This window comes from Aequorivita sp. CRS11, from assembly GCF_059693805.1.
This window is the reverse complement of sequence record NZ_JCATIG010000004.1, coordinates 454,797-479,403: the sequence shown is the minus strand read 5'-3', so window position 1 is coordinate 479,403 and position 24,607 is coordinate 454,797. Positions and strand designations below refer to the sequence as shown.

Here is a 24,607-nt window from a genome sequence, read left to right as displayed (position 1 = left end):
TTAGAAATCCTTTTTCTCCACAGAAATCTTTTCACAATATTCCTTTAAAAGAAATTTTAAAGTCTCAGTTTCCGCATTTGTGAAAAATTGAAGATTGGGCGTAGTATTCTCATCCCGAAGCATATCCAGACTTTGAAGCACAGTCTTGGTTTGTCTGGCCACGGCTTCCCCTGAATCTATAATTTTTACGTTTGCAGGTAGAATGTTTTTCAGCTGTGGAATAATATATGGATAGTGGCTGCAGCCCAACACTAAATAATCAATATTGGCAGCAATCATTGGCTTTGTATACTTCTTCACTAACGAATGCATTTCAGGACCATCTAGATTTCCCGCTTCAATTAAAGGTACAAGGCCTTCGCCAATAATTTCGACAACATTTATATCCTTTGTAAATTCCTGTGTTGTTTTACTGAAGAGCGCACTGCTCAATGTTCCTTTGGTAGCCAAAATACCAATGCTTTTTGTAGTGGTTTGCAGCGCCGCTGGTTTTATGGCAGGCTCTATTCCTATAATAGGAATATCGTAATTTTTCCGAAGGGCAGCTATAGCATTGGTAGTAGCTGTATTGCAAGCTACTATTATAATTTTGGCTCCCATTTGGATTAACTTCTCAGTGTTTTTAATGCTGAGTTTGGTGATTTCTTCCGCAGTTTTATTCCCATAGGGAGCATTTTTACTATCCGCGAGATAAATAGTGTGCTCCAAGGGTAACAACTTGTGGATTTCCTGCCAAATGGAAGAACCCCCAACACCAGAATCAAAAACGCCTATTGGACTGTTTTTTTTCATTACGTAAATGTAGCCAATAAGTTGAAATTAAGGTATAAAAAAACTGCCCACAAGTGCGGGCAGTTTTAAAAATTTTCTTTTAGGAAAGAATTACATTCCCAATTCTTTTTTTACATCGGCCATTAGGTCTTTTCCATCGGCAAGAATTACGCCGCTACCTAAGGTTGAATCTAGCACATACTGATATCCTTGTGCTTTTGCAACTTTTTGAATGGTACTTTGGGCCTTTTCAAGAATTGGCTTAAATATATCTGTTCTTTTCTTATCTAAATCCTGAAGCGCTTGTTGTCTGTATGCTTGTATATTATCCTGCATTCCTTGAACTTCCTGGAACCTTTTTTGGTTTTCTTCATCGCTTTTGCCTGCAGCTTCAGTGTCGTACTGTTTCATTTTGGTTTCTAGCTCTTTGGCCATTGCCTTTATTTCAGTGTCATAGGTTTTCTGCACTTTTTCCAATTGGCTTTGCGCAGCCTTATATTCGGGCATTGCCTCGATTAGTTCTTGAGCATTGATGTGTGCAATTTTGGACTGTGCGTTTACAAAACTTGTAGCCCCCACGAATAGTGCCATTGCAACTAAAACTATTTTCATTTTTTTCATTGTAAGTGTATTTAATTTAAGTGTTATCTTTTTATTTGATTATTATAAAACTATTTTATTCTTGACCATCACCTTCATCGCCTTCTTTTCTTCCTTCAGAAGGATTATTTCTGTTTTGACGGGCATTCATTATTGAATCTCTTCTTTGTTCTCTTTCTTCAATCAAGCGTTGTCTGCGTTCTTCAAATTCAGCTTTTTTGGCAGCACGGATAGAGTCACGTTCCTTTTGGCGCTGGGCCATCATTTCTTCACGCTCTGTTTTTTTGGCTTCAACCAGTTTTTCGCGCTCCTCCTGTTTTTCTTGAATTGCTTTTTCTCTTTCAGTAATAGCACCTTCTTCTTCAGATGAGAGTGCTTCGCGACGCTCTATTTCGCGTTGCTCTTTTTTATTAGCAGCCTGTACTCTTCTGCCTGCACGTTCAATACTTCGCAGTACCAAATCACTGATGTCATTTCTTTTTGCTGCGAAAAGCATAACCACGTCTGCAGATTTGTCAAAAATGAAATCGTACTTTTTATTCTCTGCAATTTCCTGAACTATATTGAAAACTTGATCTTGAATAGGTTGCACCAATTGTCTTCTCTGGATCATTAGATCTCCATTTGGGCCAAAACGATCCTGTTGGTATTGAAGCATTTCATCTTCCTTAATTTTAATTTCCTCTTCGCGCTCGTCAATCAATTCTTTGGTAAGAAGAACCCTTTCGTTTGCAAGGTTCAGTTTCATTTGGTCTATTTCCTTCTGCTTCTTTTCAATATCCTGTTTCCAGCGTTGTACCTTTCCTTCCAATTGGATAGAGGCTTCTTTGTATTCTGGAACACTTTCCAGGATATATTCCATATCAATATATCCTATGCGAACGCCTCTTTGAGCTTCTGCCATAAAGGTGAAGCAAAAAAGGAAAAGGGTAAAAAATAGTATTTTTTTTGTCTTCATATTATTTGGTTGTTGTTTAAGAAAATATCGTGCCAATTTTTAAAATTGTTGTCCAATGATAAAGTGGGTTTCCCATCCATTCTTCTCGGTTCCGCCCAAAACAGGGTCAAAGCCATATCCGAAATCGATACCCAAAAGTCCAAATGCTGGCATAAATATACGCAATCCTGCGCCAGCGGAACGTTTTAGTTCAAAAGGATTATAATTTCTGAAGCCATCATAGGAAGCTCCTCCCTCTGCAAACCCAAGAACATAGATGGATGCCATCTGTGCCAAAGTTACGGGATATCTTACCTCTAACGAAAATTTATTGTAAATCGTATTTCCGTCTGCATCAGATAAAGATTGGTTAGGATAACCTCTAAGCTGAATTACTTCGCGGCCATCCAAGCTATACGCGCCAAGTCCATCACCACCTACAAAAAATCTTTCAAATGGCGGTACACCACGATCTTGATTATAAGCTCCCAAGAATCCAAACTCCGTATTAGTTTTAAGAACCATTTTTCCTATAAGTCTGGTATACCAACTTCCCTTAAATTTAATTTTGTAATATTCCAGCCATTTAAAACGCTCTTGGTCAATTTCATAAATTCTTTTCCTGTCATCAATATACTCAGGATCGTCTTGAGGTGTAAGCTCAAGAAGGTCTCTCTCATTAGAAAGAGCTTTGTAATCAACGTTGTTAAACGCTGAATAAGGTAGGGTCAACTTTGCAGTAATACTGAAGTCGGAACCTTGTGTTGGGTAAATAGGGTTGGTGGCCGTGTTGTTTCGGCTTATACCGATAGTATATGCCAAGTTGTTGGAATAACCATCACCAAATGTAAACAAGCCAGTGTTGTAATTATTCAGATTGTAATGCTGGAAGCTAATAGCATTAGACCATACAAAATAATCATCGGGCCACTTCACTTTTTTGGCAAGACCTACCGATCCTCCAGTAATAGTAAAACTTCTGGATTTGTCTGCTCTTCTATTGTTGTAATCGTAGAAATTCTGAATAGTGTGAGAGAACGAAGTGGACAATTGTACGGGCTTTCTACCACCTAACCATGGTTCTGTAAGAGATATGCTATAAGTTTGGTAATAACTACTGGCCTGTGCCCGAATTGATAGTTTTTGCCCATCACCCATTGGCAAAGGCTTGTAAGAACTAAGGTTGAAAATATTTCTAAGCGAAAAGTTATTGAAGGAAAGTCCAAGCGTTCCAACAAAACCGCCACCGCCATAACCTCCCTGAAGTTCAACTTGGCTGGAGCCTTTTTCCACGACGGAATATTCCAAATCAACCAAGCCGTTGTTTTCATCAACTTTCTTGAAATTTGGAGAAAGCTGCTCTGGATCAAAGAAGCCTAACTGTCCCAATTCGCGAATGGTTCTTACCACGTCGCGTTTACTGTATTTTTGACCGGGACGTGTTCTTAATTCTCGATAAATCACATGATCGTTTGTGCGATCATTACCTACAACTGTTACGTGGTCAAAATAGAACAGGTTGCGTTCCATTATCCGTATTTCAAAATCGATGGTGTCATTGCGCACGGCTACCTCAACTGGGTTTATTCTTGCTGCGAGATATCCGTTGTTTTGGTAAAGGTTTGTAAGATCGTTTGCTTCTGGGTCGCTTTCGTCTGCAATGCGTTCTTGTAGTAAAACTCCGTTATAGACTTCGCCACTTTTTATGCCCAGGATTTGGCGTAATTGGTTATCGGTAAACACACTGTTTCCGATAAATTTAATATCGCCAAAATAATACTTGTCGCCTTCTTCAAGCTTAATGTCTAAGGCTACGTTCTTTTTATCAAGAACTCGAAGTGTATCACTAATTATTCGGGCATCGCGATAACCATTTGACTTATATTTTTTTAGAATTGATTCTCTGTCCTCCTCAAATCCTTCTTCGGTATATTTTGAACGTTTCCAAAAACGTATAAAGTTTTTGCGTTTGGTTTTTTTCATGGAACGTCGCAATTTGCCATTGGTAAAATGCTCATTTCCTTCAAAATTGATTTTTTTAACTTTTACGCGTTTTCCCTTATCGATTGAAATCACCATATTTCGGGATACTTCTACACCTGTTGAATCTGTATAAGGGGTTGTGTTGATGGTAACCTCGGTATTAAAAAAACCGTCTTTTTTATATTTAGTTGTAATGTAATTTTTGGTAGTAGTAAGAAGATTTTCAGTAATCTTGGCGCCAGCTTTAAGATCATTGTCTTTAATGATTTCTTTTTTCTTGGCCTTTCTTATTCCCTTTCCGTTAATGACAATTTCATTAAGTTTTGGTAGCTCAACAATATAGAGCTCTAAATCAACATTGTCACCTTCAATATTTGTTACGTAAAAAGCGATGTCGCTGAAAAGATTTTGTTCCCAAAGTTTTTTGGTTACTTGACTCAATTTTTCGCCCGGAATGTAGATTCTGTCCCCTTTTTTTAGACCTGTAAAGGCAATTACGGTCTGCTCGTTAAAGCTCTGTGCTCCAGTAACCTTTATTTCGTTTATGGTGTATTTTCTTCCGCTGTCAAGTTCTTTTTGCTGTGCCTGTAGTGTAAAAACGGAAAGTATTGTAAATAATAAAATACAATAAGATTTTCTGTATGTATGCAATAGGAAACTATTGATTAAGTTGTTCACTGGTTTTTCCAAATCTTCTTTCTCTGTTTTGATAATTTAATATTGCTTCAAAAAGATGGTTTTTTGTATAATCGGGCCAAAGTGTTTCAGTAAAATACAATTCGGCGTACGCTATTTGCCAAAGTAGAAAATTACTAATGCGCTGCTCGCCACTAGTGCGTATTAATAAATCTACATCTGGTAAATTTTGCGTGTAAAGATGATTATTTATTACCGTTTCATCAATATCATGCGGCGAAATTAGGTTATTTTTAACTTTAAGACTAATCTCTTTTATTGTTTTTGTAATTTCTTCCCTTGAACCATAGCTTAGGGCAAGGGTAAGGGTCATTCGCTTGTTTTCCTTAGTTTTGTCAATAACGTCCAGCAACTCTTTGTGCGCTTTTTTTGGTAATGCGTCCAGATTGCCGATGGCATTTAGTTTTATATTGTTATCGGTAAGGGTTTTTATTTCTTTTTTAAGGGAGGAAACCAAGAGTTTCATCAATAGTTCCACTTCCATTTTGGGGCGGTTCCAGTTTTCGGTTGAAAAAGCATATAGCGTTAAAAAAGGAATTCCTATTTCTGCGCTTCCTTCTACTATTTCACGTACTGCTTTGGTGCCATTTTCATGACCAATAGACCTAAATAGACCCTTTTGTTTTGCCCAGCGGCCATTGCCGTCCATAATAATGGCAAGGTGCTGGGGCAGTTTGTCTTTGTCTATTTGGTCTTTATAGTCCATTTTATAATTAAAAATTGCAATAACAAGGCTTTCTTCCGAAGGCAAAAGTAACGGTTATACCAGTAAAAACATACCAATCGTCACTGTTTGTGTTTCCAAATTTAAGGCCTTCTTCGTCTGCCAGCCCTTTTACGGGGTTGCTACCGTCCAAATCATCCGTAAATGTATAACGTGCGCCAATTTCAAAACCTACCATTGCATTTTGGCCCATATTGGCTTTAAAGCCTACAACCATGGGTATTGCAACGCTCATTGCATTATCATATTCTACTATATCACCATTTGCTCGTTTGCGCAAAGCGGTATAACTAAAACCTGTGAGACCGGTATATAAATAAGGGGATGAAATAGCTTTTTGGGAATGAACGTCAAAATCCCAAAAGGTGTATTCAATCCCTATGGAGAGTTCTTTTACTGTGTTTTCAAATGAATAACCGCGTTGTTTTCTACGGCTGTTTGGACTTTTGGAATCGTCTCCTTTTATATTTGCAATCAATACCGAGCCCCTAAAAGCGTGTCTTGCGCTGCGGTTCCATTTAAAAATACCGCCCACAGCAAAGCTGTTTGGGTTTATGAAATTGGTTTTCCCAACATCACCAATATAATTTGCGCCTCCAATCATTCCACCTATTTCATAGGTTTGGGAATGTGCATAGAATGCCGTTGAGAGTATTAAAAATACAGTCGCGAAATACTTCATATACTTTAAAAGTTTGCAAATATAACAATAAACTTGGCTTGACATTGTGGGAAGCCAATTTGTCTCAGTTGATTAACAAATTTTGATGGATTTTATTGTTTAGTTCCGCTTGTCTTCGCCCCACAAAAGTTTTTTACGAAGTGTTTTTATAAAACTGTCATCGTGTAACTGAAGCAATTTAATGGTAAAAGGAGCTTTTTTAATGATGATCTCAGTTTCGTTTTCTAGCGTTGCAATACGGGAGTCCATGGAGACCAAAAAAGTGTTTTCCCGCCCCGAAACTTTTAATGAAATGGTGCTGGAATCTGGAATAACCAAAGGTCGCGCGTTTAGATTATGAGGGGCAATAGGAGTAAGTACAAAATTATTTGCATCGGGGTCTATTACTGGGCCGCCGCAACTTAAGGAATATCCAGTTGAGCCAGTGGGTGTTGCTACAATTAGACCATCAGACCAATAAGAGGTAAGGTATTTGTCGTTAACCAATGTCTCCACCTTTATCATGGAGGTTGTATTTCTTCGGTTTACGGCTACTTCATTTAATGCGAAATTTAATGGTTGAATTTCTTCGCTCTTTGGGAAAGTTTCAACCGTAAGCAAGCTTCTTTCAGAAATGGAATATTCGCCCTCCAAAATCTGGTTCAGGCTTTCGGTCATTTCCTCTTTTTGAATGGTGGCCAAAAACCCTAATCTGCCCGTATTGATACCCACGATCGGTATGCCTAAATCACCTACGAAGGTTACGGCTTTCAATATGGTTCCATCTCCACCAATGCTAAAAAAAAGGTCAAAACTAGCGTCTAACTTGGTAAAGGTGGAAAAGGCAGAAAAATTTTTGGTGATATCTTGATTTTGATTGATGATGCCCAAAAAGTTTTCCTCAATAACAACTTCGGCCTCTCTCTTCTGAAGCGCATCGAGCAACATCTGAATATAAATTTCAGAATTTTCGTGATAAAATTGTCCGTAGATGCCTATTTTCATTTAAATAATCTTGATGCTATGGATACTTTTATTTTTACTTTCTACTGACGACTACTTTTATATATTAAGGTATTTGTCCAGATAATCGGAACGTTCCTTTAAATCCTCCAAAAATTTATCTTCTTCGTGATGACTTATTACGTTATAATTATACCTTCTAAACGTTTGAACAATACTGTTCATAGCGGTGTGGCCCACTTTTAAGGTAATCTGTACAGTGTCATTTTGAATATTTGAAATAAATACTCCAAAAATCCTCGTTCCGTTAGATTCTACAATTTGGCAGATTTCACTAAAAGAATAATCTTGGATTTCCTTCTCAACCACAATAATTCCACCGGTTTCGTTCAAAAAGGGAGTATTGTTAAAAAGGCTCATAATATCACCTAATTCATAATATCCCAAATACTTGTTTTCAGCACCCAAAACAGGCATAATATTGCTGTTGTGGAGTGCAAAAGCTTCCAGGATGTCTAACCAATTCGTATCTTCAAGCACGTGAAAGGGCTCTAAGGCATATTGAAAATCATTAAGTGTTTTGGTATTGTCAAAACAGTACGCATCATTTTCAGAAACACAACCAATAAAATGACCGTCCTTTTTAACAGGCACATGTGAATAGGTGAGCTGGTTGAATACCACTTGCACATCTTTTACATTAGAAGAAATGTCAAAAGGTTCAATATCGTTTATGATATAATTCCTGGTTTCCATTGCAAATTATTTTTAACGCAAATTACTTAAAATAAAGGTTCATTAGCGTTTGGAAGGTTTGTATTTTTGTTAATTATAACACAAAGAAATGACAAAACTTAGCGTAAACATAAACAAAATCGCCACACTGCGCAATGCACGCGGCGGTAACGCCCCTGATTTGTTGCAGGTTGCAAAAGATGTGGAAAATTTCGGAGCACAGGGAATCACAATCCATCCAAGGCCCGACGAACGCCACATTAGGTATCAAGATGCGTATGATTTAAAATCAATCGTTTCCACGGAATATAATATTGAGGGGAATCCGATGGATAATTTCACAAAGATGGTTTTGGAAATAAAACCTACACAAGTAACCTTGGTTCCCGACGCTGTCGACGCAATCACTTCCAACGCAGGCTGGGATACCGTGAAGCACAGAGATTACTTAAAGGAAATAATTTCTGAATTTAAGCGAAACGGAATCCGCACTTCAATTTTCGTAGATCCAACCTTAAAAATGATCGAGGGCGCCGCCGAAACGGGAACCGATAGAGTTGAACTTTACACCGAAGAATTCGCAATACAATATTCCTTGGCAAACAAAGAAGCCGTAAAACCTTATACAGAGTGCGCAATTCTCGCAAATAAATTAGGTTTGGGCATCAACGCCGGGCACGACCTTTCATTGGAAAACATTGCTTTTTTTAAGCAAAACATTCCAAATCTTTTGGAAGTGAGCATTGGGCATGCGCTTATTTGCGAGGCGCTCTATGNGCACGACCTTTCATTGGAAAACATTGCTTTTTTTAAGCAAAACATTCCAAATCTTTTGGAAGTGAGCATTGGGCATGCGCTTATTTGCGAGGCGCTCTATGATGGGTTGGAAAAGGTGATTTCAGAATATTTAAAAAAACTTAATTAATGACTCTCCACTCTCAAATATTAGGTTCCGGCAAACCTTTCGTAATCCTTCACGGTTTCCTCGGTATGAGCGATAACTGGAAAACCCTCGGCACTCGCTGGGCAGAAGCCGGTTATGAGGTTCATCTTTTGGACCAGCGCAACCACGGGCGAAGTTTTCACAGCGATGAATTTTCGTATGAATTAATGTCGGAAGATTTGAAAAATTATTGCGAAGAGCACAGTTTAAAAGAAATAATTCTACTCGGTCATTCCATGGGTGGAAAAGTTGCAATGCAGTTTGCAGTAACCTATCCCGAAATGGTTTCGAAACTGGTTGTTGCAGATATTGGTCCAAAGTCTTATCCGTCACACCATCAAGATATTTTGAAAGCGCTTTCGTCATTGAATTTTTCACAAATAAAATCACGCGGCGAAGCAGAAGATGTCCTTTCGGAATATATAAAAGACGAAGGTACACGACTGTTTCTTCTTAAAAATTTATACCGAAAAAATAAAAACGAACTGGCGCTTCGCATAAATTTACCCGTTCTTTCAGAAAAAATTGAAGAAGTGGGGGTTGCGCTTGCCAATGAAACTGCTTTTGAAGGCTATACGCTTTTTTTAGGAGGCGAGAAAAGTGGCTACATAGAACCGATGGACGAGATTTTGATTAAAAAGCATTTTCCGAAAGCAAAAATAATTACAATATCAAACGCCGGCCATTGGCTGCACGCAGAAAATCCTGATGAATTTTATGAGAATGTTATGAATTTTTTATAATATTGTAAGAAGGTTTCTTATGCGTGCATAATAAATACCTTATAAATAATTCCTTACTAATTTAAAACTAAGAATTAACTCTAAAGAAATAAACAATTATGAAGAAAGTATTACTACTTGCCGTTTTTGCGCTAGCAAGTGCGGTTACTTATGCGGGCGGTTACCGCGTAAGTTTGCAGGGCAATAAAGCCCTCGCGATGGGGCACACGGGCGTTGCGGTTGTAAACAGTAGCGAATCGGTGTTTTTTAACCCCGCAGCATTGGTTTATCTGGAAGATAAATTCAGTATCTCAGCAGGTGTGCACGGTGTGTTTTCAAACATTGCCTATCAAGACGCCGAAACTGGTGCAAATGCGCGGACCGATAGTCCCGTAGGGACTCCACTTTATTTATATGCGTCATACCAAGCAACAGATTGGTTGGCTTTTGGTCTTGGCGTTTACACTCCCTACGGAAGTTCTGTAGAATATGAAGACGATTGGGCGGGATCGCACCTTTTAAATAATATTGATTTACAGGCAATCTATATACAGCCAACGGTTTCTTTTAAAATTAATGACAAGTTGAGCGTAGGTGGTGGGCCAATTTATGTTACAGGTTCCGTTAACTTCAACAGAAACCTAAACCGTACCCTTACCGATCTTGATGGAAATCGTGCAAATGTAACTATTGATGCTTCTGGAGTAAGTAGCTGGGGATGGGTAGCCAGTACAATGGTTAATCTTACGGATGATCTTCACATAGGTGCTACGTATCGTTCAGAAATTATCCTGGATGCTGAAGATGGTACTGCCGAGTTTGAAAATATTCCAAACTCTCCTTTAACGCCTTTTGAAAATACTTCTATCAAGGCCTCTTTGCCAATGCCAGCTGAAATGACCGTGGGTATGTCCTACGATTTCTGCGAAAGTTGGACCTTCGCTTTTGATTACAATAGAACTTTTTGGGATGTTTACAATTCTTTGGATATCGATTTTGCAAACGAAGCTATTCCAGATTCAAAAAATGCACGTAATTATAAGAACTCTTCCATATATCGTTTTGGGATGCAATATGACGCTACCAAAATGTTCACATTGAGAGCTGGTTATTACTTTGATGAATCGCCTGTTCGCGAAGGCTATTTCGCTCCTGAAACACCTCGTAACGATAGTAATAACTTTACCGCCGGTCTTACAGTAAATCTTGGCGAGCACCTTCAAATAGATGCTTCTTTCCTTTATTCACACTTTAAGGAGGTGGATGCTTCATATAATTATTACTTCGAGAACGGTGTAGCGGTTCCATTTAAGGGAACCTATAAAACCAATGTTTTTGTTCCAGGATTGGGGCTTACTTATAAATTATAATCGAAAAAAAAATCTTAAAGATGAAAAATATACTTAAATATACATTCGCGGTCTTGGCTGTTGGCTTTGTAAGCTGCGAACCAGAATTTGATAGCCCTGTAACTGACGATGGTTTTTACAGCAGCGGAACGGCAAATCTTTCAAAATATGTTTCCGTTGGAAATTCCTTGACAGCTGGTTATGCTGATGGGGCTCTATACATTACAGGGCAGGAAAATAGCTATCCGAACATTATGGCGGAGCAGTTTATGTTTACTGGCGGAGGTGAATTTATGCAGCCGTTGATGAATGACAATATAGGGGGTTTATTATTGGGTGGTACACAAATTGCTGAAAACAGATTCGTCCTTGCCGTTGATGCAAATGGCAATCCAGGCCCAGTTCGATTGGAAGGAACTCCCACTACTGATATTTCAAATAAATTAAGTGGGTCTTTTAACAATATGGGTGTTCCCGGTGCAAAAAGTTTTCATTTAGTTGCTCCAGGTTATGGTAATGTAGCTGGAGTGCCAACTGGTGCGGCGAACCCTTATTTTGCCCGTTTTGCAAGTAGCGAAAGCGCAACTGTAATTGGTGATGCCGCTGCGCAGAACCCAACCTTTTTCAGTCTTTGGATTGGTAATAACGACATTTTAAGTTATGCGACATCCGGAGGAGCTGGAGTTGATCAAACTGGGAATTTTGACCCTTCAACCTATGGTGGCAACGACATTACAGATCCTAACGTTTTTGCCTCTGTTTATAGCCAGCAAGTAGATGCTTTAACTGCAAGCGGTGCAAAAGGTGTTTTGGTGAATATTCCTGAAGTAACATCTATACCTTACTTCACTACTGTTCCAACTAATGCGATTCCGTTGGATGCTGCAACTGCGGCGCAATTGAATGCACAATTTGCAGCATATAATACACAAATATTGCCAGGTTTGGCGGCTATGGGAGTAATTACCCCTGAAGAAGCTGCACTGCGTATGATCAATTTCTCTGCGGGACAAAATTTCCCAATTATGACAGACGATGATCTTACCGATTTAACGACTATTTTGCAGGGGGCGCCTTTTAGTCTTCCGCCTCAGTTAGCAGCATTGTTGGGCCAATTACGTCAAGTAAAGTCTGATGATCTTATTGTTTTGACTGCTTCATCGGTATTGGGTACAACTCCAGACCCAAACAATCCACAAGGTGTTATTGGAGTTTCAATTCCTTTAACAGACCAATATGTTTTAGCGGTTTCTGAACAAGCACGCATCACTGCAGCAAGCACTGCGTACAATGCCACTATCCAAGCCCTTGCCGGAGCCAAAGGATTGGCTTTCGTTGATGCAAAGGCTGCTTTGGCGAGAGTTGCAAATGGAGGTGTTGTTTATGATGGTGGCGTGCTTACTTCACAGTTTGTAACAGGCGGGGCGTTTTCTTTGGACGGCGTTCACCCAACTCCACGAGGGTATGCTTATACTGCAAACTTGATTATTCAAGCAATTAATGATACCTATGATGCAACTATTCCTAAGGTGCACATTGGTAACTATGCAACTATTACAGTTACAAATAATTAATATTAAATATTTGCTTTATAGAAAAACCGCCTAGTATGGGCGGTTTTTTTTATCTTTAAATTCAACTTAAACCTCACAAACATGAAACTAATCATTAAATTATTGCTTACGGCCCTCGCAGTTGTGGTATTGTCAAAAATTTTGCCTGGCGTCGCTGTTGAAGGATATGGTTCAGCTATTATAGTCGCTATTGTAATTGCTTTATTGAGACTCATAGTCAAGCCTATTTTGGTATTATTGACCCTGCCAATAACCATTGTAACTTTTGGACTTTTTCTGCTTATTATCAATGCCATTATTATCCTCATTGCTGATTATTTCGTAGGGGGATTTGCGGTCTCTACAATTTGGTGGGCGCTTCTTTTCAGTTTGTTGCTTTCGCTTTTTCAATCCATACTTTTTTCACTTATTAAAGAAGATTAGCAAATTGCTGAACAACAGTTTGTAAATGTTTGTTGGGTTATGCAAAAAGCCGTACTTTTGCAACCCGAAATTCAGAAGAGAAAAAATGAACATTACAAAAAAAGACATTGATAAACTGAACGCTGTACTTACGGTAGAGGTTTCAAAAGACGATTATTCAGGCAAAGTTGAAAAAGTGCTGAACGATTATCGTAAAAACGCCAATATCCCCGGGTTCCGAAAAGGACACGTGCCTTTGGGAATGGTAAAAAAGCAATACGGAAAAGCGGTTTTGGTAGAAGAAGTAAACAAGCTTTTGCAAGATGCACTCCACAAATTTCTTAACGAAGAAAAACTGGACGTACTAGGAAACCCACTTCCGAAGAATGAAGCAGAAATAAATTGGGATGCAGATGATTATTCCTTTGAATTTGAATTGGGCCTTGCACCAAAATTCGACGTTGACGTAAAAGGCAATGAGGTGGTTCACTACAAAATCATCGCAGATGATGAAATGCTGAACAACCAAGTAAAGACCATCCGCAAGCAATACGGAAAATTAATTTCGAAAAAAGAGGTTGAAAAAGGTGATGAAATTACCGGAACTTTTACTTCAACTGAAAAAGAAATTGATAAAAAAACTACACTTTCCACTGAGGAAATTGCCGGTAAAAAACAATTGGAAAGCCTAATTGGTTCAAAAGTTGGCGACACGGTTACTTTAAAAACAAAAGGAATGTTTGCCGATGACCACGACAACCAAAAATATTTAGGTGTTTCTCACGATGATGCCCACGGTTTGGATATTGAGGTTTCCTTCAAAATTGAAGAAGTAAACAAACGCGAAATGGCAGAGCTGAACCAGGAATTGTTCGACAAACTATTTGGTGAAGCAGTAGTTACTTCAGAAGAAGAATTGAAAGCAAAAATAAAGGAAGATGCCGAAGGGCAATTTGCACAGCAAAGCGACCAAAAACTTTTGAATGATGTGGTTGATTCATTAATTGAGAACACAAAATTTGACCTTCCTAAAGAATTCTTGCAACGCTGGATAGCTATGACCGGCGAAAAGAGACTTTCCGAAGAAGATGCAAAAGCTGAATACGAAAGAAGCGAAAAGGGACTACGCTACCAATTGATCGAAGGAAAACTTCGTGCGGAAAATAACCTGCAGGTAACTTTTGAAGAGTTGAAAGACTATTCAAAAAATATGATAAAAGCGCAGATGGCACAATTTGGCCAAACCAATTCCACAGAAGAGGAATTAGAGTCAATCGCTGCACGAATTCTTTCAAACAAAGAAGAAGTTGAGCGTTTAAGTGAGCAATTGAACACTAATAAATTGCTTAATTTCTTTAAGGAAAACGCAAAACTAAAGACAAAGGAGATTACTTACGATAAATTCATTAAGGAAGCCTACGCCTAATTCAGCGAAGAAATAGTTATCTTTAGGCGTTGAATTGTTTAATTTGACGCCTTTTTAATTTCCTGCGAAGGCAGGAGTCTCATAATTTTTAGTATTTAAAAATAGGAATAGAATATTTATGAACTACAGTAACGAATTCAGAAACTTTGCTATAAAAGATCAAGGCATCAACAACATGTACTACGACAAAATTATAAGTAGTATGTACCCCACGAACTTGACCCCAAATATTATTGAAGAACGCCAAATGAACGCCGTGGCGATGGACGTTTTTTCACGTTTGATGATGGACCGCATTATTTTCCTTGGTACCGGAATCAACGACCAAGTGGCAAATATTGTACAGGCCCAATTATTGTTTTTGGCAAGTACAGATGCCGCTCGCGATATTCAAATTTACATCAACTCACCCGGTGGAAGCGTTTACGCAGGCTTGGGAATCTATGATACCATGCAATTCATTAAGCCAGACGTGGCAACAATCTGTACCGGAATGGCGGCATCAATGGCTGCGGTTTTGCTTTGTGCAGGAGAAAAAGGAAAGCGCAGCGGCCTAACACACTCTCGAGTAATGATTCACCAACCATTGGGAGGCGCACAGGGACAAGCGAGTGATATTGAAATTACCGCCCGCGAAATAATCACCTTAAAAGAAGAACTTTATAGAATAATCGCAAATCACTCTGGCCAAACCTATGAAAAAGTTTATGAGGACAGCGATCGCGATTATTGGATGAAAGCCGATAAAGCTTTGGAATACGGAATGATTGATGAAATATTGACACGAAGCTAAAAAATAGATTTTTTGAAAAAAGATAATATGTCGAAAGAAGATTTGGAATGTTCCTTTTGTGGCCGTAAAAAGTCGGAAACCAATTTGCTCATTGCAGGTTTGGATGCACACATTTGCGACCGTTGTATTGAACAGGCTCACGGAATTGTGGTTGAAGAGGCTTTGCATTCTGGAAATACAGATATTTCCAAGGATTTAATGCTGAAAAAACCAAAGCTTATCAATGCCTTTTTGGATGAATACGTAATAGGGCAGGAGCATACTAAAAAAGTGATGTCGGTTGCTGTTTACAATCACTACAAACGATTGCTACAGCCAAAGAGCGATGACGATATTGAAATACAGAAAAGTAATATCATCATTGTCGGGCAAACCGGAACCGGGAAAACCTTGATCGCAAAAACCATTGCCCGAATGTTGAACGTTCCCTTGGCCATTGTTGACGCTACGGTTTTAACTGAAGCTGGTTACGTGGGCGAGGACGTGGAAAGTATTTTGACGCGTTTACTTCAAGCTGCAGATTACAACCTCGAAAAAGCCGAAAACGGAATTGTATTTATTGACGAAATAGATAAAATAGCTCGCAAGAGTGACAATCCATCCATAACACGCGATGTGAGTGGCGAAGGGGTGCAGCAAGCCTTGTTGAAACTTTTGGAAGGAACCACAGTTAACGTTCCACCGAAAGGAGGAAGAAAACATCCCGACCAAAAATTCATTGAAGTAAATACGGAGAATATTCTTTTTATCGCTGGTGGTGCCTTTGATGGTATTGAGCGTCATATTTCAAAAAGATTGAATATGCAGGCAGTTGGTTTTTCAGCTTCGGTAAAGGAAAATCAGATGGAAAAAGATAATATGCTTCGCTATATTATTCCGAAGGATCTAAAGGATTTCGGACTGATTCCCGAAATAATCGGTCGTCTTCCAGTCTTGACTTATATGAACCCATTGGATAAGGAAACGTTGCGAGCAATTCTTACCGAACCCAAAAACGCCATTATAAAACAGTACAAAAAACTGTTTGAAATGGACGGAATTGATTTTGTAATTACGGAAGAAGCTTTAGACTTTATTGTCGAGCAAGCAATTGAATACAAACTTGGCGCACGTGGCCTCCGCTCGCTTTGCGAGGCTGTTTTAACAGATGCAATGTACGATCTGCCCGGAACTGACGAAACAAAACTTCACGTGACAAAAGAATATGCTGAAGAAAAGCTCAGTAAATCAACTATCAAAAAACTGAAGGCTGTTTCTTAAAATATCATACAGTTTTATAAAAGAAAAACCTCGGAAAGTTCCGAGGTTTTTGTATGTTGTACTAAGACGATTCTTAGGGAGTGGCAAGCAAAGACTTATTCTTAGTGTGAAGAATTTTATTGTGCATCTGCTCTTTTTTGCTTCTTAAATTATAACCGGCTACTTCTCCATCATTTTTTGCTGCGTTTGTAGACGCGCAAGATGAAAACAAAACGGTAAAAACCAAAAAGCAAACTATGTATAAAACTTGTTTCATTTTGAAATATCAATGATTTTGATATGTCAAAAGTACATTGGAAGTAAAGCGCACACAAAAGTTTTAGTTGAACTTACTTGTAAACTCGTTGAAATACAACTTTTGAAAAAAGCAGTCGATAAAGTGTTTAAAATGCCCGATTTACAACATTTTACAAGTGTTGGTATTTTTAAAAAGGAAGCTAAAAAGTATTGTTTAAACGTAAAAGTTCCTCCAAATAATCGCGTGTATTTGAAAGCCGTGGCACTTTGTGCTGTCCGCCGAGTTTGTTTTTTTCTTTTAACCAATCATAAAAAAGACGTTCGCGAGCGTGATGGATTGTCGGGGCGTTAAGCGTAGTGTTATTGAAGCGTTTGGCTTCATAGTCGCTATTTACTTCCTGTAAAGCAGTGTCCAAAAGTTTGGTAAATGAATTAAGGTCGTCGGGCGGTGATTTAAATTCGATTATCCACTCGTGCGCCCCTTTTTCTTTTCCATTCATAAAAATTGGTGCGGCTGTATAATCCACAATTTCAGCATTTGTGAGTTGTGAAACCTTTCGCAATGCTGTTTCGGCGTTTTCAATAATTAACTCTTCACCAAAAACATTTATATGGTGTTTTGTTCGGCCAGTAACCTTTATGCGGTACGGATCTGTCGAGGTAAAGCGTACAGTATCACCAATTTTGTATCGCCAAAGCCCAGCATTTGTAGTGATTACAATGGCGTAATTTTTACCTTCCTCCACTTCGCTCAAAGGAATCACCCTTTCTTCAGAGGTGCCGTAATTATCCATCGGAATAAATTCATAAAATATTCCGTAGTCAAGCATCAATAGCAATTCCTTGTTTTCGTTTCTATCTTGGATTGCAAAGAAACCTTCGGAAGCATTGTAAATTTCGTAATATCTAAAATCATTTTTTGGTAATAACTTGTTGTATTGGTCTATGTAAGGATCAAAATTTACACCTCCGTGAAAATAAACTTCCAAGTTTGGCCAAACTTCAAAAAGATTATTTCTTCCCGTGGTCTCCATCACTTGATTCAGCAAAACCAGCATCCATGAAGGCACTCCCGCTAAACTGGTTACATTTTCTTTAATGGTTTCATTTACAATTGCCTGCATCTTAGTTTCCCAATCGCCCATTAATGAAACTTCGTTGCTGGGTGTACTGCTGAACTCTGCCCAAAAAGGCATGTTGTCAATCAAAATTGCGGAAAGATCTCCGAATACGGTTCCGTTTTCTTGATACAACTGCTTGCTGCCCCCCAGGCGAAGGCTTTTTCCCAAAAATAATTGCGCATTTGGGTTGTTGTTGAGGTACATACATAGCAAATCCTTACTTGCTGCGTAGTGGCAATTTTCCAACGAATCGCTGGTTACCGGTATAAACTTACTCTTGGCGTTGGTTGTGCCACTGGATTTTGCGAACCATTTTATGGGCGTGGGCCAGAAAATATTGCTTTCACCGCATCTGGCGCGTTCAATTCTGGCTTCGTTTTCTTCATATGTGGTAACGGGTACTCTTTCAGAAAATTCGCGATAAGTTTTTATTGATGAAAAATCATACTCCCGGCCAATTTCTGTATGCTTTGCTTTCTGAAGTAAATTGAAAAGTAATTCTTCCTGGACTTCAATAGGATACTTTAAAAAAAGGTCTATTTGATGAAATCTTTTTTTTAGGAACCAAGAAGCAATGGAATTTACAAAGGGGATTGGCATGTTTTTCTGCTATCTTTATGCTATAAAAATAACGATTTTATAATTACGATTTCCGCTTTTTTGAAGTGATGTTTCCACAGTGTTTCTTCAGAAAAATTATCGCCTAAATATTTTTGAATAAATGAATTACGAAGGAGTACTTACCAAAATGCAGACTGAAAACGGTTCGCCCATTCAATACTATCTTGTTTTTGCAAACGATTTTTTGCACATGAACCAATTGCTGGATAAAAAAGTTTCTATCAATTTTCTCCGCTATCAATGCCTAAATTGTGGCCTTCAAAAGAAAATTTATCGTCAGGGTTATTGTTATGACTGTTTTTATGAAATTCCACAAGCAGCAGATTGGGTAATTAGTCCCGAAAAAAGTAAGGCACATCTTAATATTGAAGATCGTGACTTAGAATTTGAAAAGCGAGTGCAACTGCAGCCCCACGTAGTGTACCTTGCCAATAGCAGTAGCGTAAAAGTAGGAGTAACGCGCAAAAGCCAGATTCCTACCCGTTGGATAGACCAAGGCGCACATGAGGCTATTGAAATTGTTGAGGTTCCCAATCGTTATTTGGCGGGAATTACCGAAGTAGCTTTGAAAGACCACGTGAGCGATAAGACAAACTGGAGAAGCATGTTGAAAAATGATGTGACCGATGAAAATTTAGTGGAATGGCGAAACAGACTGAAACAATTTATTCCTGCCGAAGCTGCCGAATATTATTTGGAAAACAATGCCGAAACAAATCTGCAGTTCCCGGTATTGAAATATCCCGAAAAACCAAAATCACTTAACCTCGAAAAGAATCCTTTCTTTGAAGGGGTTCTGAAAGGTATAAAAGGCCAATACCTACTGTTTGAAGATCAAACCGTTTTCAATATTCGGGGAAACGAAGGATATGTAGTGTCCATAACGGTAAATTAACTTCCTGTTTGTGTAGTATCGGTTTTCTTTTTCTTTCCACCCAAAATTCCACCTAACACATCCCTTATGATTTTTGTATTTTGTTGTTGCGTAGTTTGTTGTTGATTATTATTGGTATTCGTTTTAGTGGAGTCCTGCTTGGTTCCGCCCACCAAAATATCTTCCAGAATCCCAGTTCCTTGCTTTATCAATTTGTCTTTTTGCTTCGCTAAAATTTGTTTGGTCAACGTGTTAATTGCCGTTTCTGCATTTAAGGAAACTTGTGGATTGGTAAAAGTTCCTTTCAAACCAATTGGTAGTGCCACGCTCATTGCGTCAGCTTCCTGCTCATTTAAATTTTGAAGCAATTTTGTAACCTCACTCCCCAAATATTTCGCAGGTACATCCATAGTTACATTGTAATCAATAGTTTTGTCCAAGCCGTGTGTTCCGGCAACGGCAACATTGATTCCTTTTATATCAAAATCAAAAGGTTTTACCTCAATTTTACCGTTGTTAAAAAAAAAGTTGGTGCTCACGTCCCTTAAACTCAATCTATCCAGATTCAAAAATGAAACTTTGTTGCCCAAGGCGGCCAACAGAGGAGCTTGTTGCGGATCCACTTCGGCAGTAATAATTTGTGCCAAAGCAGTTCCGGCAAGCGTGGAAAGTTTTGGCGAAAGATCACTTGTGAGCTGGCCGGTAAATTCAAATTTAGTGTTTAAATTTCCCTGCAGCGCCTTTGCAATCGGTACCAAAAACTGAAACATTTCCAATTGCTTGAATGATTGATCAATATCGATTTTACTTAAATCCAGGTTCATTGCAAAAGTGGGAGTTTCATTCTTGGTTGAAACGTTTCCGGATAGCGCAATATTTCCGCCAAAAATATCAGAGGTGAAATTGCTGATGGTAATTATTTCATTCGCAATAGCGGCGGTTCCCTTTGCATTTTTCAGTTCTAAATTGTCATATATTACTATACTTGCGTTAAAGTCTAACGTAGCATTCAAAAAATCTGGAATTTTGACCCCTTCGGAAGAAGATGTGTTTTGGGAATTACTCCTTTTTTCTTCGGAATTATTTTCAGAAGAAGTATTTTCCACAGCCATAAAATCGTTTACATTAAAGGTATTTGACTGCACAGCAAACCTACCTTTCAAATCCTGTTTGCTCATCAAAAATGGAATAAGATTTTGAATGTTTCCCGAGGCCCGAATATCGGTTTGCCCCGTATTGGCATTCAGTTCTTTTAGTGTGATAGTGCCCGGCTGCATTGCGAGATTGGCATTGGCAACTTTCAATTCGCTCTTAAAACCTGCATCGTAATTAAAATTGATAAGACTGGCAGTTCCGCGGGCGTCAATCCTATCATAACGTTCTTTTTCAACCGATTCCATATCAAAATTAGCGATAACATCTGCCTTAAAAATACCGCTGAGTTTTTGTTCCATTTCTACAGGCAGTACTTTTTCAATATTTGCCAGATTGAGTGTGCCCTGCATTTCCAAGTTCACCAATGGATTTTCGGTTATTTGCTTGATGCTTCCACTAATGCGGAAGGGTTCGTTATCAATCCTAAATGTCAACTTTGGAATATTTAGGAAGGTATCTTTTAATAACCCAGTTTCGTTTACCAACTGCGCGTCAATCGTGATGTTGTCAACCGTTTTGGGAAGATCGGGATATTTAAAGGAAGCATTTTCACTCGCTATTTTTATGTCCATCATCGGGATGTGCGTACTGTCAACGATACCTTTTAGCATACCATTTACGGTGAAATTTCCAGTGGTCTTCACATCATTTATTTGCTTCACATATGTTTCTGGGATAACTGCCAGAAAGTTTTTAAAATCTGAAGAAGGTGTTTTGAAGGTGATATCGACTTCGTTATTTGTTTCGTTCACTTTCACATAGCCATCAAACGTAAGTGGAAGCTCGTTGATGTTGGCTTCGTTTTCTAAAAAAGTATATTTTTGGTTTTTGAGATCGAGTTTAAAAACTGCATTTAGCGAAACCCTGTTTCTGGTTAGGTATTCTGTACTGTCAAGGCGAAATGAAGCAAGTGCTTCGGTTTCGGTATCCAGATTGCTTATTTCCTGTGAAAGATCACCACTTCCTTTATGCTGTACTTCCGTAAGTATTATGTAGGTTTTTGTAGCCTCGTCCAAGTAATTGATGCGTGAATCTTTTATTTCATAATTTTTCAGATCGAAAGTAAATCCGCCACTAGATTCCGCATCAGTTGTGGCGGGGGCATCGTTTTTTATGGCAATGTCATAATTTGCATTCCCAAGAGAATCAATTTTTATATTTACAAAAGCTTCGTCAAGTTTTACTTCATCCACTTTTATTGCTTCATTACTTTTTTTGAAAAGTTGCATAATGCCCATATCTAGTGAAAGCGTCTTGCCGCTTGCTAAAGTATCGCCCTCAAATGGGGCTTTGTTAATTACACTAAAATTATTCAACTGAAGTGAAGCATCAGGAAAACTACTGAAAAGACTCAAGTCGAGATCTTCCCAGGTTACTGTGGCGTTGAGATTTTCATTGATGGTGCGTTTCAGCATTTTTTCAAGACTTCCTTTAAAAATGAATGGTGCCGCAATCAGCAATAAAACCAAAATTCCAATAATTATTCCTATTATTTTTAGTGCTTTATTCATAAAAAATTTAAAAATTTATTTTGTGATAATCCCTTTGGAAACAACCTGTTAAAAAGCGGCCTTTCCGTAAAATTTATATCTACGCACAAATTTACTTGGTAGTCTTTTTCTTTTCCTTAATTTCGTCTTAAATGTTAAAATTTGAATCCATTGCAACCTCTGCATAACGTTTATCTCTCGCTTGGCAGCAATATGGGCAACCGTTTTGAGTATCTTCAGAGTGCGGTGAATGCGCTTTTTGACGAGGTGGGAAGCATCATGAAAATCTCTTCGGTATACGAAACCCCGGCAATGGGTTTTGATGGAGATTCTTTTTTGAATTGTGCCGTGTGGCTACAAACCGATTTGAAACCTGCCGCAGTTCTAAAACAAATTTTAAGAATTGAAAAAACTATGGGGCGCAAGCGCAATGCTTCCAAAACATATACTTCGCGGCCTATAGATATTGACATCATATTTATTGACGATTTAATTATTGAGACTGAAAAGCTAATCGTTCCACATCCCGAAATGCAAAAGCGAAAGTTTGTTTTGCAACCTTTGGCCGAACTCAATTCGCACTTAGTGCATCCGGTTTCCCAAAAAAATATTATAAAAATTTTAGCGGCTAGTGAAGACTCAAGTATGCTTCAAAAGCAGTCCAAATGGCTTAGCAACCCGATGAAGGATTATAATATTTCACAATACAATTATATAGCGATTGAAGGAAACATCGGGGCCGGAAAAACAAGTTTGGCCACCAAGATTGCAAATGATTTTAATGCAAAACTAATTTTGGAACGTTTTAAGGACAACCCTTTCCTTCCAAAGTTTTACGAAGACGCTTCACGTTACGCCTTTCCACTGGAAATGTCTTTTTTGGCAGACCGCTACCAACAATTGGTAGACGATATTACCCAGTTCGATCTTTTTAAGGAGTCTGTCATTGCAGATTACGATGTAAATAAATCCCTTATTTTTGCAGACATCACATTGCCCGAGGAAGAATACGCACTGTATAAAAAACTCTTCCATGTAATGCACAAAGATGTGCCCAAGCCAGATAAATATATTTACCTATACCAAAACACCGACCGCTTGTTGGAAAATATAAAAAAACGAGGCCGTAAGTACGAGCAGAGCATACAAGCATCGTATCTACAAAAGTTGAATGCAGGTTATCTGGAATTCATTAAAAACCAACATGCTGAAAACATAAAAATTATTGATATTTCTAAATTGGATTTTCTGAAAAACAGAGCAGATTACCTTTATATATTAAAGGAAATAATTTCCTAAAAAGCCTCAGTCACAAGTCACAATTAGCAGTCTTTTTACTGTAAACTGAAAACTGCGAGTGCCTACTTAATTTGCTTACCTTTGCAAAAAAGTAACTATGAGCAGACAAGACAATCAAAACAGAGGAAAAGCTTCGGGGCGTGGTAGTAATAACCAGCGCAACCGAAGCAATGCAAGAGGAAATGCTCCTTTAAATTCAGAATCTTTACCCAAAAAAACCGGGCGTCAACAAGACCCTACAGCCAAGCCGAAATTGCGATTTGATAAAACGGGCAAGGAAATAGGCCGCAGGGAAAAACCCGTAAAAGAAGTAAAAAAGAGCAATCCAGGTGACGGAATACGCCTTAATAAATACATTGCAAACAGTGGTGTATGCTCACGCCGCGAGGCAGACACCTATATTGCAACAGGTCTGGTTTCCGTAAACGGAAAAATTGTAAATGAAATGGGCTACAAGGTGCAATTAAGTGATGACGTACGTTTTGACGGCCGCCGTTTAAACCCTGAACCAAATACCTACGTCCTGCTGAACAAACCAAAGGGTTTTGCCACAACCGATAGTAATGCTAAAGGAATGACGGTAATGGACTTGGTTGCAAACGCTACTTCAGCCAAAATTAAACCATTCGGGCGCTTGGGCAGAAATGCTACTGGACTGCTGCTTTTTACAAACGATGATGAATTTGTGCAAAAATTTACCAAAAAAGGGATTCCACGTTTATTCCATATAGAGCTGGACAAAAACCTAAAAGCTGAGCATCTAAAAAAAATAAAGGAAGGCTTCAGTATTGAAGGAAGAGAAATTTCCGTGGAGGAAATAAGCTACGTAGATAATTCCCCAAAAAGTGAAATAGGCTTAAAAATAAAACATACCGGAAACAGCATTATTCGCACTATTTTTGAACATTTGGGGTATGACGTGGTTCGGGTAGATTGTGTTACGCTCGGCCCCCTTACCAAAAAAGATTTGCCGCGCGGCCGCTGGAGAACCCTTACCGAAAAGGAACTCAACATGTTCAGTATGCTTTAGTGGCTAATGAAAATTTGGTGCATTATATAAATTATTGGTTTTTTTTTGGCACTTTTGTACTGTAAACAAACAAAGTGAAAGTATTTTTAAAATGGTTGGTTTTTGAGAAATTTCAAAAACAAAGATTCTAAATGAACAACACATTTTTACTCTCTCCAGCTGTACCGCAGCGCGTTTTGGGCCAAAGTTCCACTCTAAACGCCTTGCCTATTCGCAACTAATCTTCAAGTTAATTTTTTGT

Annotated in this window: 22 protein-coding genes; 11 read left to right on the top strand and 11 right to left on the bottom strand. The window is 38.5% G+C overall.

Annotation, left to right across the window (positions count from 1 at the left end):
• The 8 genes from murI to AC58DT_RS10800 form a co-directional block, all read right to left on the bottom strand.
• Entirely contained in the window at positions 1 to 792 is a 792-nt protein-coding gene (gene murI / locus AC58DT_RS10835) for a glutamate racemase (RefSeq protein ID WP_497216838.1), read from the bottom strand.
• A 90-nt stretch (positions 793 to 882) separates the two neighbouring features.
• A complete protein-coding gene (locus AC58DT_RS10830) occupies positions 883 to 1,392 on the bottom strand; it encodes an OmpH/Skp family outer membrane protein (protein WP_062623026.1) in 510 nt (169 codons plus the stop codon).
• A 55-nt stretch (positions 1,393 to 1,447) separates the two neighbouring features.
• Entirely contained in the window at positions 1,448 to 2,329 is an 882-nt protein-coding gene (locus AC58DT_RS10825; RefSeq protein ID WP_497216837.1) for an OmpH/Skp family outer membrane protein, read from the bottom strand.
• Between the two features lie 39 nt (positions 2,330 to 2,368).
• Positions 2,369 to 4,969 carry a BamA/OMP85 family outer membrane protein gene (locus AC58DT_RS10820; RefSeq protein ID WP_497216836.1) on the bottom strand — a complete coding sequence of 867 codons (2,601 nt, stop codon included), beginning with the start codon at positions 4,967 to 4,969 and terminating at the stop codon, positions 2,369 to 2,371.
• On the bottom strand, positions 4,950 to 5,693 hold the full coding sequence (uppS, locus tag AC58DT_RS10815; RefSeq protein WP_497216852.1) for an undecaprenyl pyrophosphate synthase: 744 nt from the start codon (positions 5,691 to 5,693) through the stop codon (positions 4,950 to 4,952). The genes AC58DT_RS10820 and uppS overlap by 20 nt, the downstream gene beginning before the upstream one ends.
• 7 nt (positions 5,694 to 5,700) lie before the next feature.
• The gene (porG, locus tag AC58DT_RS10810) at positions 5,701 to 6,393 is read right to left on the bottom strand and encodes a type IX secretion system protein PorG (RefSeq protein WP_497216835.1); all 693 of its coding nucleotides are present in this window, start codon (positions 6,391 to 6,393) and stop codon (positions 5,701 to 5,703) included.
• Positions 6,394 to 6,492: 99 nt separating this feature from the next.
• Positions 6,493 to 7,377 (bottom strand): NAD kinase, encoded by an 885-nt coding sequence (locus tag AC58DT_RS10805; RefSeq protein ID WP_497216834.1) that lies wholly within the window; start codon positions 7,375 to 7,377, stop codon positions 6,493 to 6,495.
• A gap of 57 nt (positions 7,378 to 7,434) precedes the next feature.
• Entirely contained in the window at positions 7,435 to 8,091 is a 657-nt protein-coding gene (locus AC58DT_RS10800) for a CBS domain-containing protein (RefSeq protein ID WP_497216833.1), read from the bottom strand.
• 88 nt (positions 8,092 to 8,179) lie between these two features.
• Between AC58DT_RS10800 and AC58DT_RS10795 the strand changes: the two genes are divergently transcribed.
• From AC58DT_RS10795 to clpX, 8 genes are all read left to right on the top strand, one after another.
• A complete protein-coding gene (locus AC58DT_RS10795) occupies positions 8,180 to 8,995 on the top strand; it encodes a pyridoxine 5'-phosphate synthase (protein WP_497216832.1) in 816 nt (271 codons plus the stop codon).
• Positions 8,995 to 9,756: an alpha/beta fold hydrolase gene (locus AC58DT_RS10790; RefSeq protein ID WP_497216831.1), complete on the top strand. Its 762-nt coding sequence runs from the start codon at positions 8,995 to 8,997 to the stop codon at positions 9,754 to 9,756. The genes AC58DT_RS10795 and AC58DT_RS10790 overlap by 1 nt, the downstream gene beginning before the upstream one ends.
• Before the next feature lie 98 nt (positions 9,757 to 9,854).
• Positions 9,855 to 11,105, top strand: coding sequence for an OmpP1/FadL family transporter (locus AC58DT_RS10785; protein WP_497216830.1), 1,251 nt, complete (start codon positions 9,855 to 9,857; stop codon positions 11,103 to 11,105).
• Between the two features lie 20 nt (positions 11,106 to 11,125).
• Positions 11,126 to 12,658: an SGNH/GDSL hydrolase family protein gene (locus AC58DT_RS10780; RefSeq protein WP_497216829.1), complete on the top strand. Its 1,533-nt coding sequence runs from the start codon at positions 11,126 to 11,128 to the stop codon at positions 12,656 to 12,658.
• Between the two features lie 81 nt (positions 12,659 to 12,739).
• Entirely contained in the window at positions 12,740 to 13,081 is a 342-nt protein-coding gene (locus tag AC58DT_RS10775) for a phage holin family protein (RefSeq protein WP_497216828.1), read from the top strand.
• Between the two features lie 85 nt (positions 13,082 to 13,166).
• Positions 13,167 to 14,486 (top strand): trigger factor, encoded by a 1,320-nt coding sequence (tig, locus tag AC58DT_RS10770; RefSeq protein WP_497216827.1) that lies wholly within the window; start codon positions 13,167 to 13,169, stop codon positions 14,484 to 14,486.
• A gap of 118 nt (positions 14,487 to 14,604) precedes the next feature.
• Positions 14,605 to 15,279 carry an ATP-dependent Clp endopeptidase proteolytic subunit ClpP gene (gene clpP, locus AC58DT_RS10765; RefSeq protein ID WP_497216826.1) on the top strand — a complete coding sequence of 225 codons (675 nt, stop codon included), beginning with the start codon at positions 14,605 to 14,607 and terminating at the stop codon, positions 15,277 to 15,279.
• 27 nt (positions 15,280 to 15,306) lie between these two features.
• A complete protein-coding gene (gene clpX / locus AC58DT_RS10760) occupies positions 15,307 to 16,539 on the top strand; it encodes an ATP-dependent Clp protease ATP-binding subunit ClpX (protein ID WP_497216825.1) in 1,233 nt (410 codons plus the stop codon).
• A gap of 73 nt (positions 16,540 to 16,612) precedes the next feature.
• Here clpX and AC58DT_RS10755 read toward each other — a convergent pair whose 3' ends face one another.
• Positions 16,613 to 16,795, bottom strand: coding sequence for a hypothetical protein (locus tag AC58DT_RS10755; RefSeq protein WP_497216824.1), 183 nt, complete (start codon positions 16,793 to 16,795; stop codon positions 16,613 to 16,615).
• Positions 16,796 to 16,976: 181 nt separating this feature from the next.
• A complete protein-coding gene (locus tag AC58DT_RS10750; protein WP_497216823.1) occupies positions 16,977 to 18,497 on the bottom strand; it encodes a GH3 auxin-responsive promoter family protein in 1,521 nt (506 codons plus the stop codon).
• A gap of 121 nt (positions 18,498 to 18,618) precedes the next feature.
• On the opposite strand from AC58DT_RS10750, the gene AC58DT_RS10745 reads away from it, so the two are divergent.
• The gene (locus AC58DT_RS10745; protein WP_497216822.1) at positions 18,619 to 19,413 is read left to right on the top strand and encodes a DUF2797 domain-containing protein; all 795 of its coding nucleotides are present in this window, start codon (positions 18,619 to 18,621) and stop codon (positions 19,411 to 19,413) included.
• Here AC58DT_RS10745 and AC58DT_RS10740 read toward each other — a convergent pair.
• Positions 19,410 to 22,058, bottom strand: coding sequence for an AsmA family protein (locus AC58DT_RS10740; RefSeq protein WP_497216821.1), 2,649 nt, complete (start codon positions 22,056 to 22,058; stop codon positions 19,410 to 19,412). The genes AC58DT_RS10745 and AC58DT_RS10740 overlap by 4 nt on opposite strands.
• 150 nt (positions 22,059 to 22,208) lie before the next feature.
• Between AC58DT_RS10740 and folK the strand changes: the two genes are divergently transcribed.
• Positions 22,209 to 23,336, top strand: a complete 1,128-nt coding sequence (folK, locus tag AC58DT_RS10735) for a 2-amino-4-hydroxy-6-hydroxymethyldihydropteridine diphosphokinase (protein WP_497216820.1) — start codon at positions 22,209 to 22,211, stop codon at positions 23,334 to 23,336.
• Positions 23,337 to 23,433: 97 nt separating this feature from the next.
• Positions 23,434 to 24,366 carry a pseudouridine synthase gene (locus tag AC58DT_RS10730; RefSeq protein ID WP_497216819.1) on the top strand — a complete coding sequence of 311 codons (933 nt, stop codon included), beginning with the start codon at positions 23,434 to 23,436 and terminating at the stop codon, positions 24,364 to 24,366.
• Positions 24,367 to 24,607: the final 241 nt, after the last annotated feature.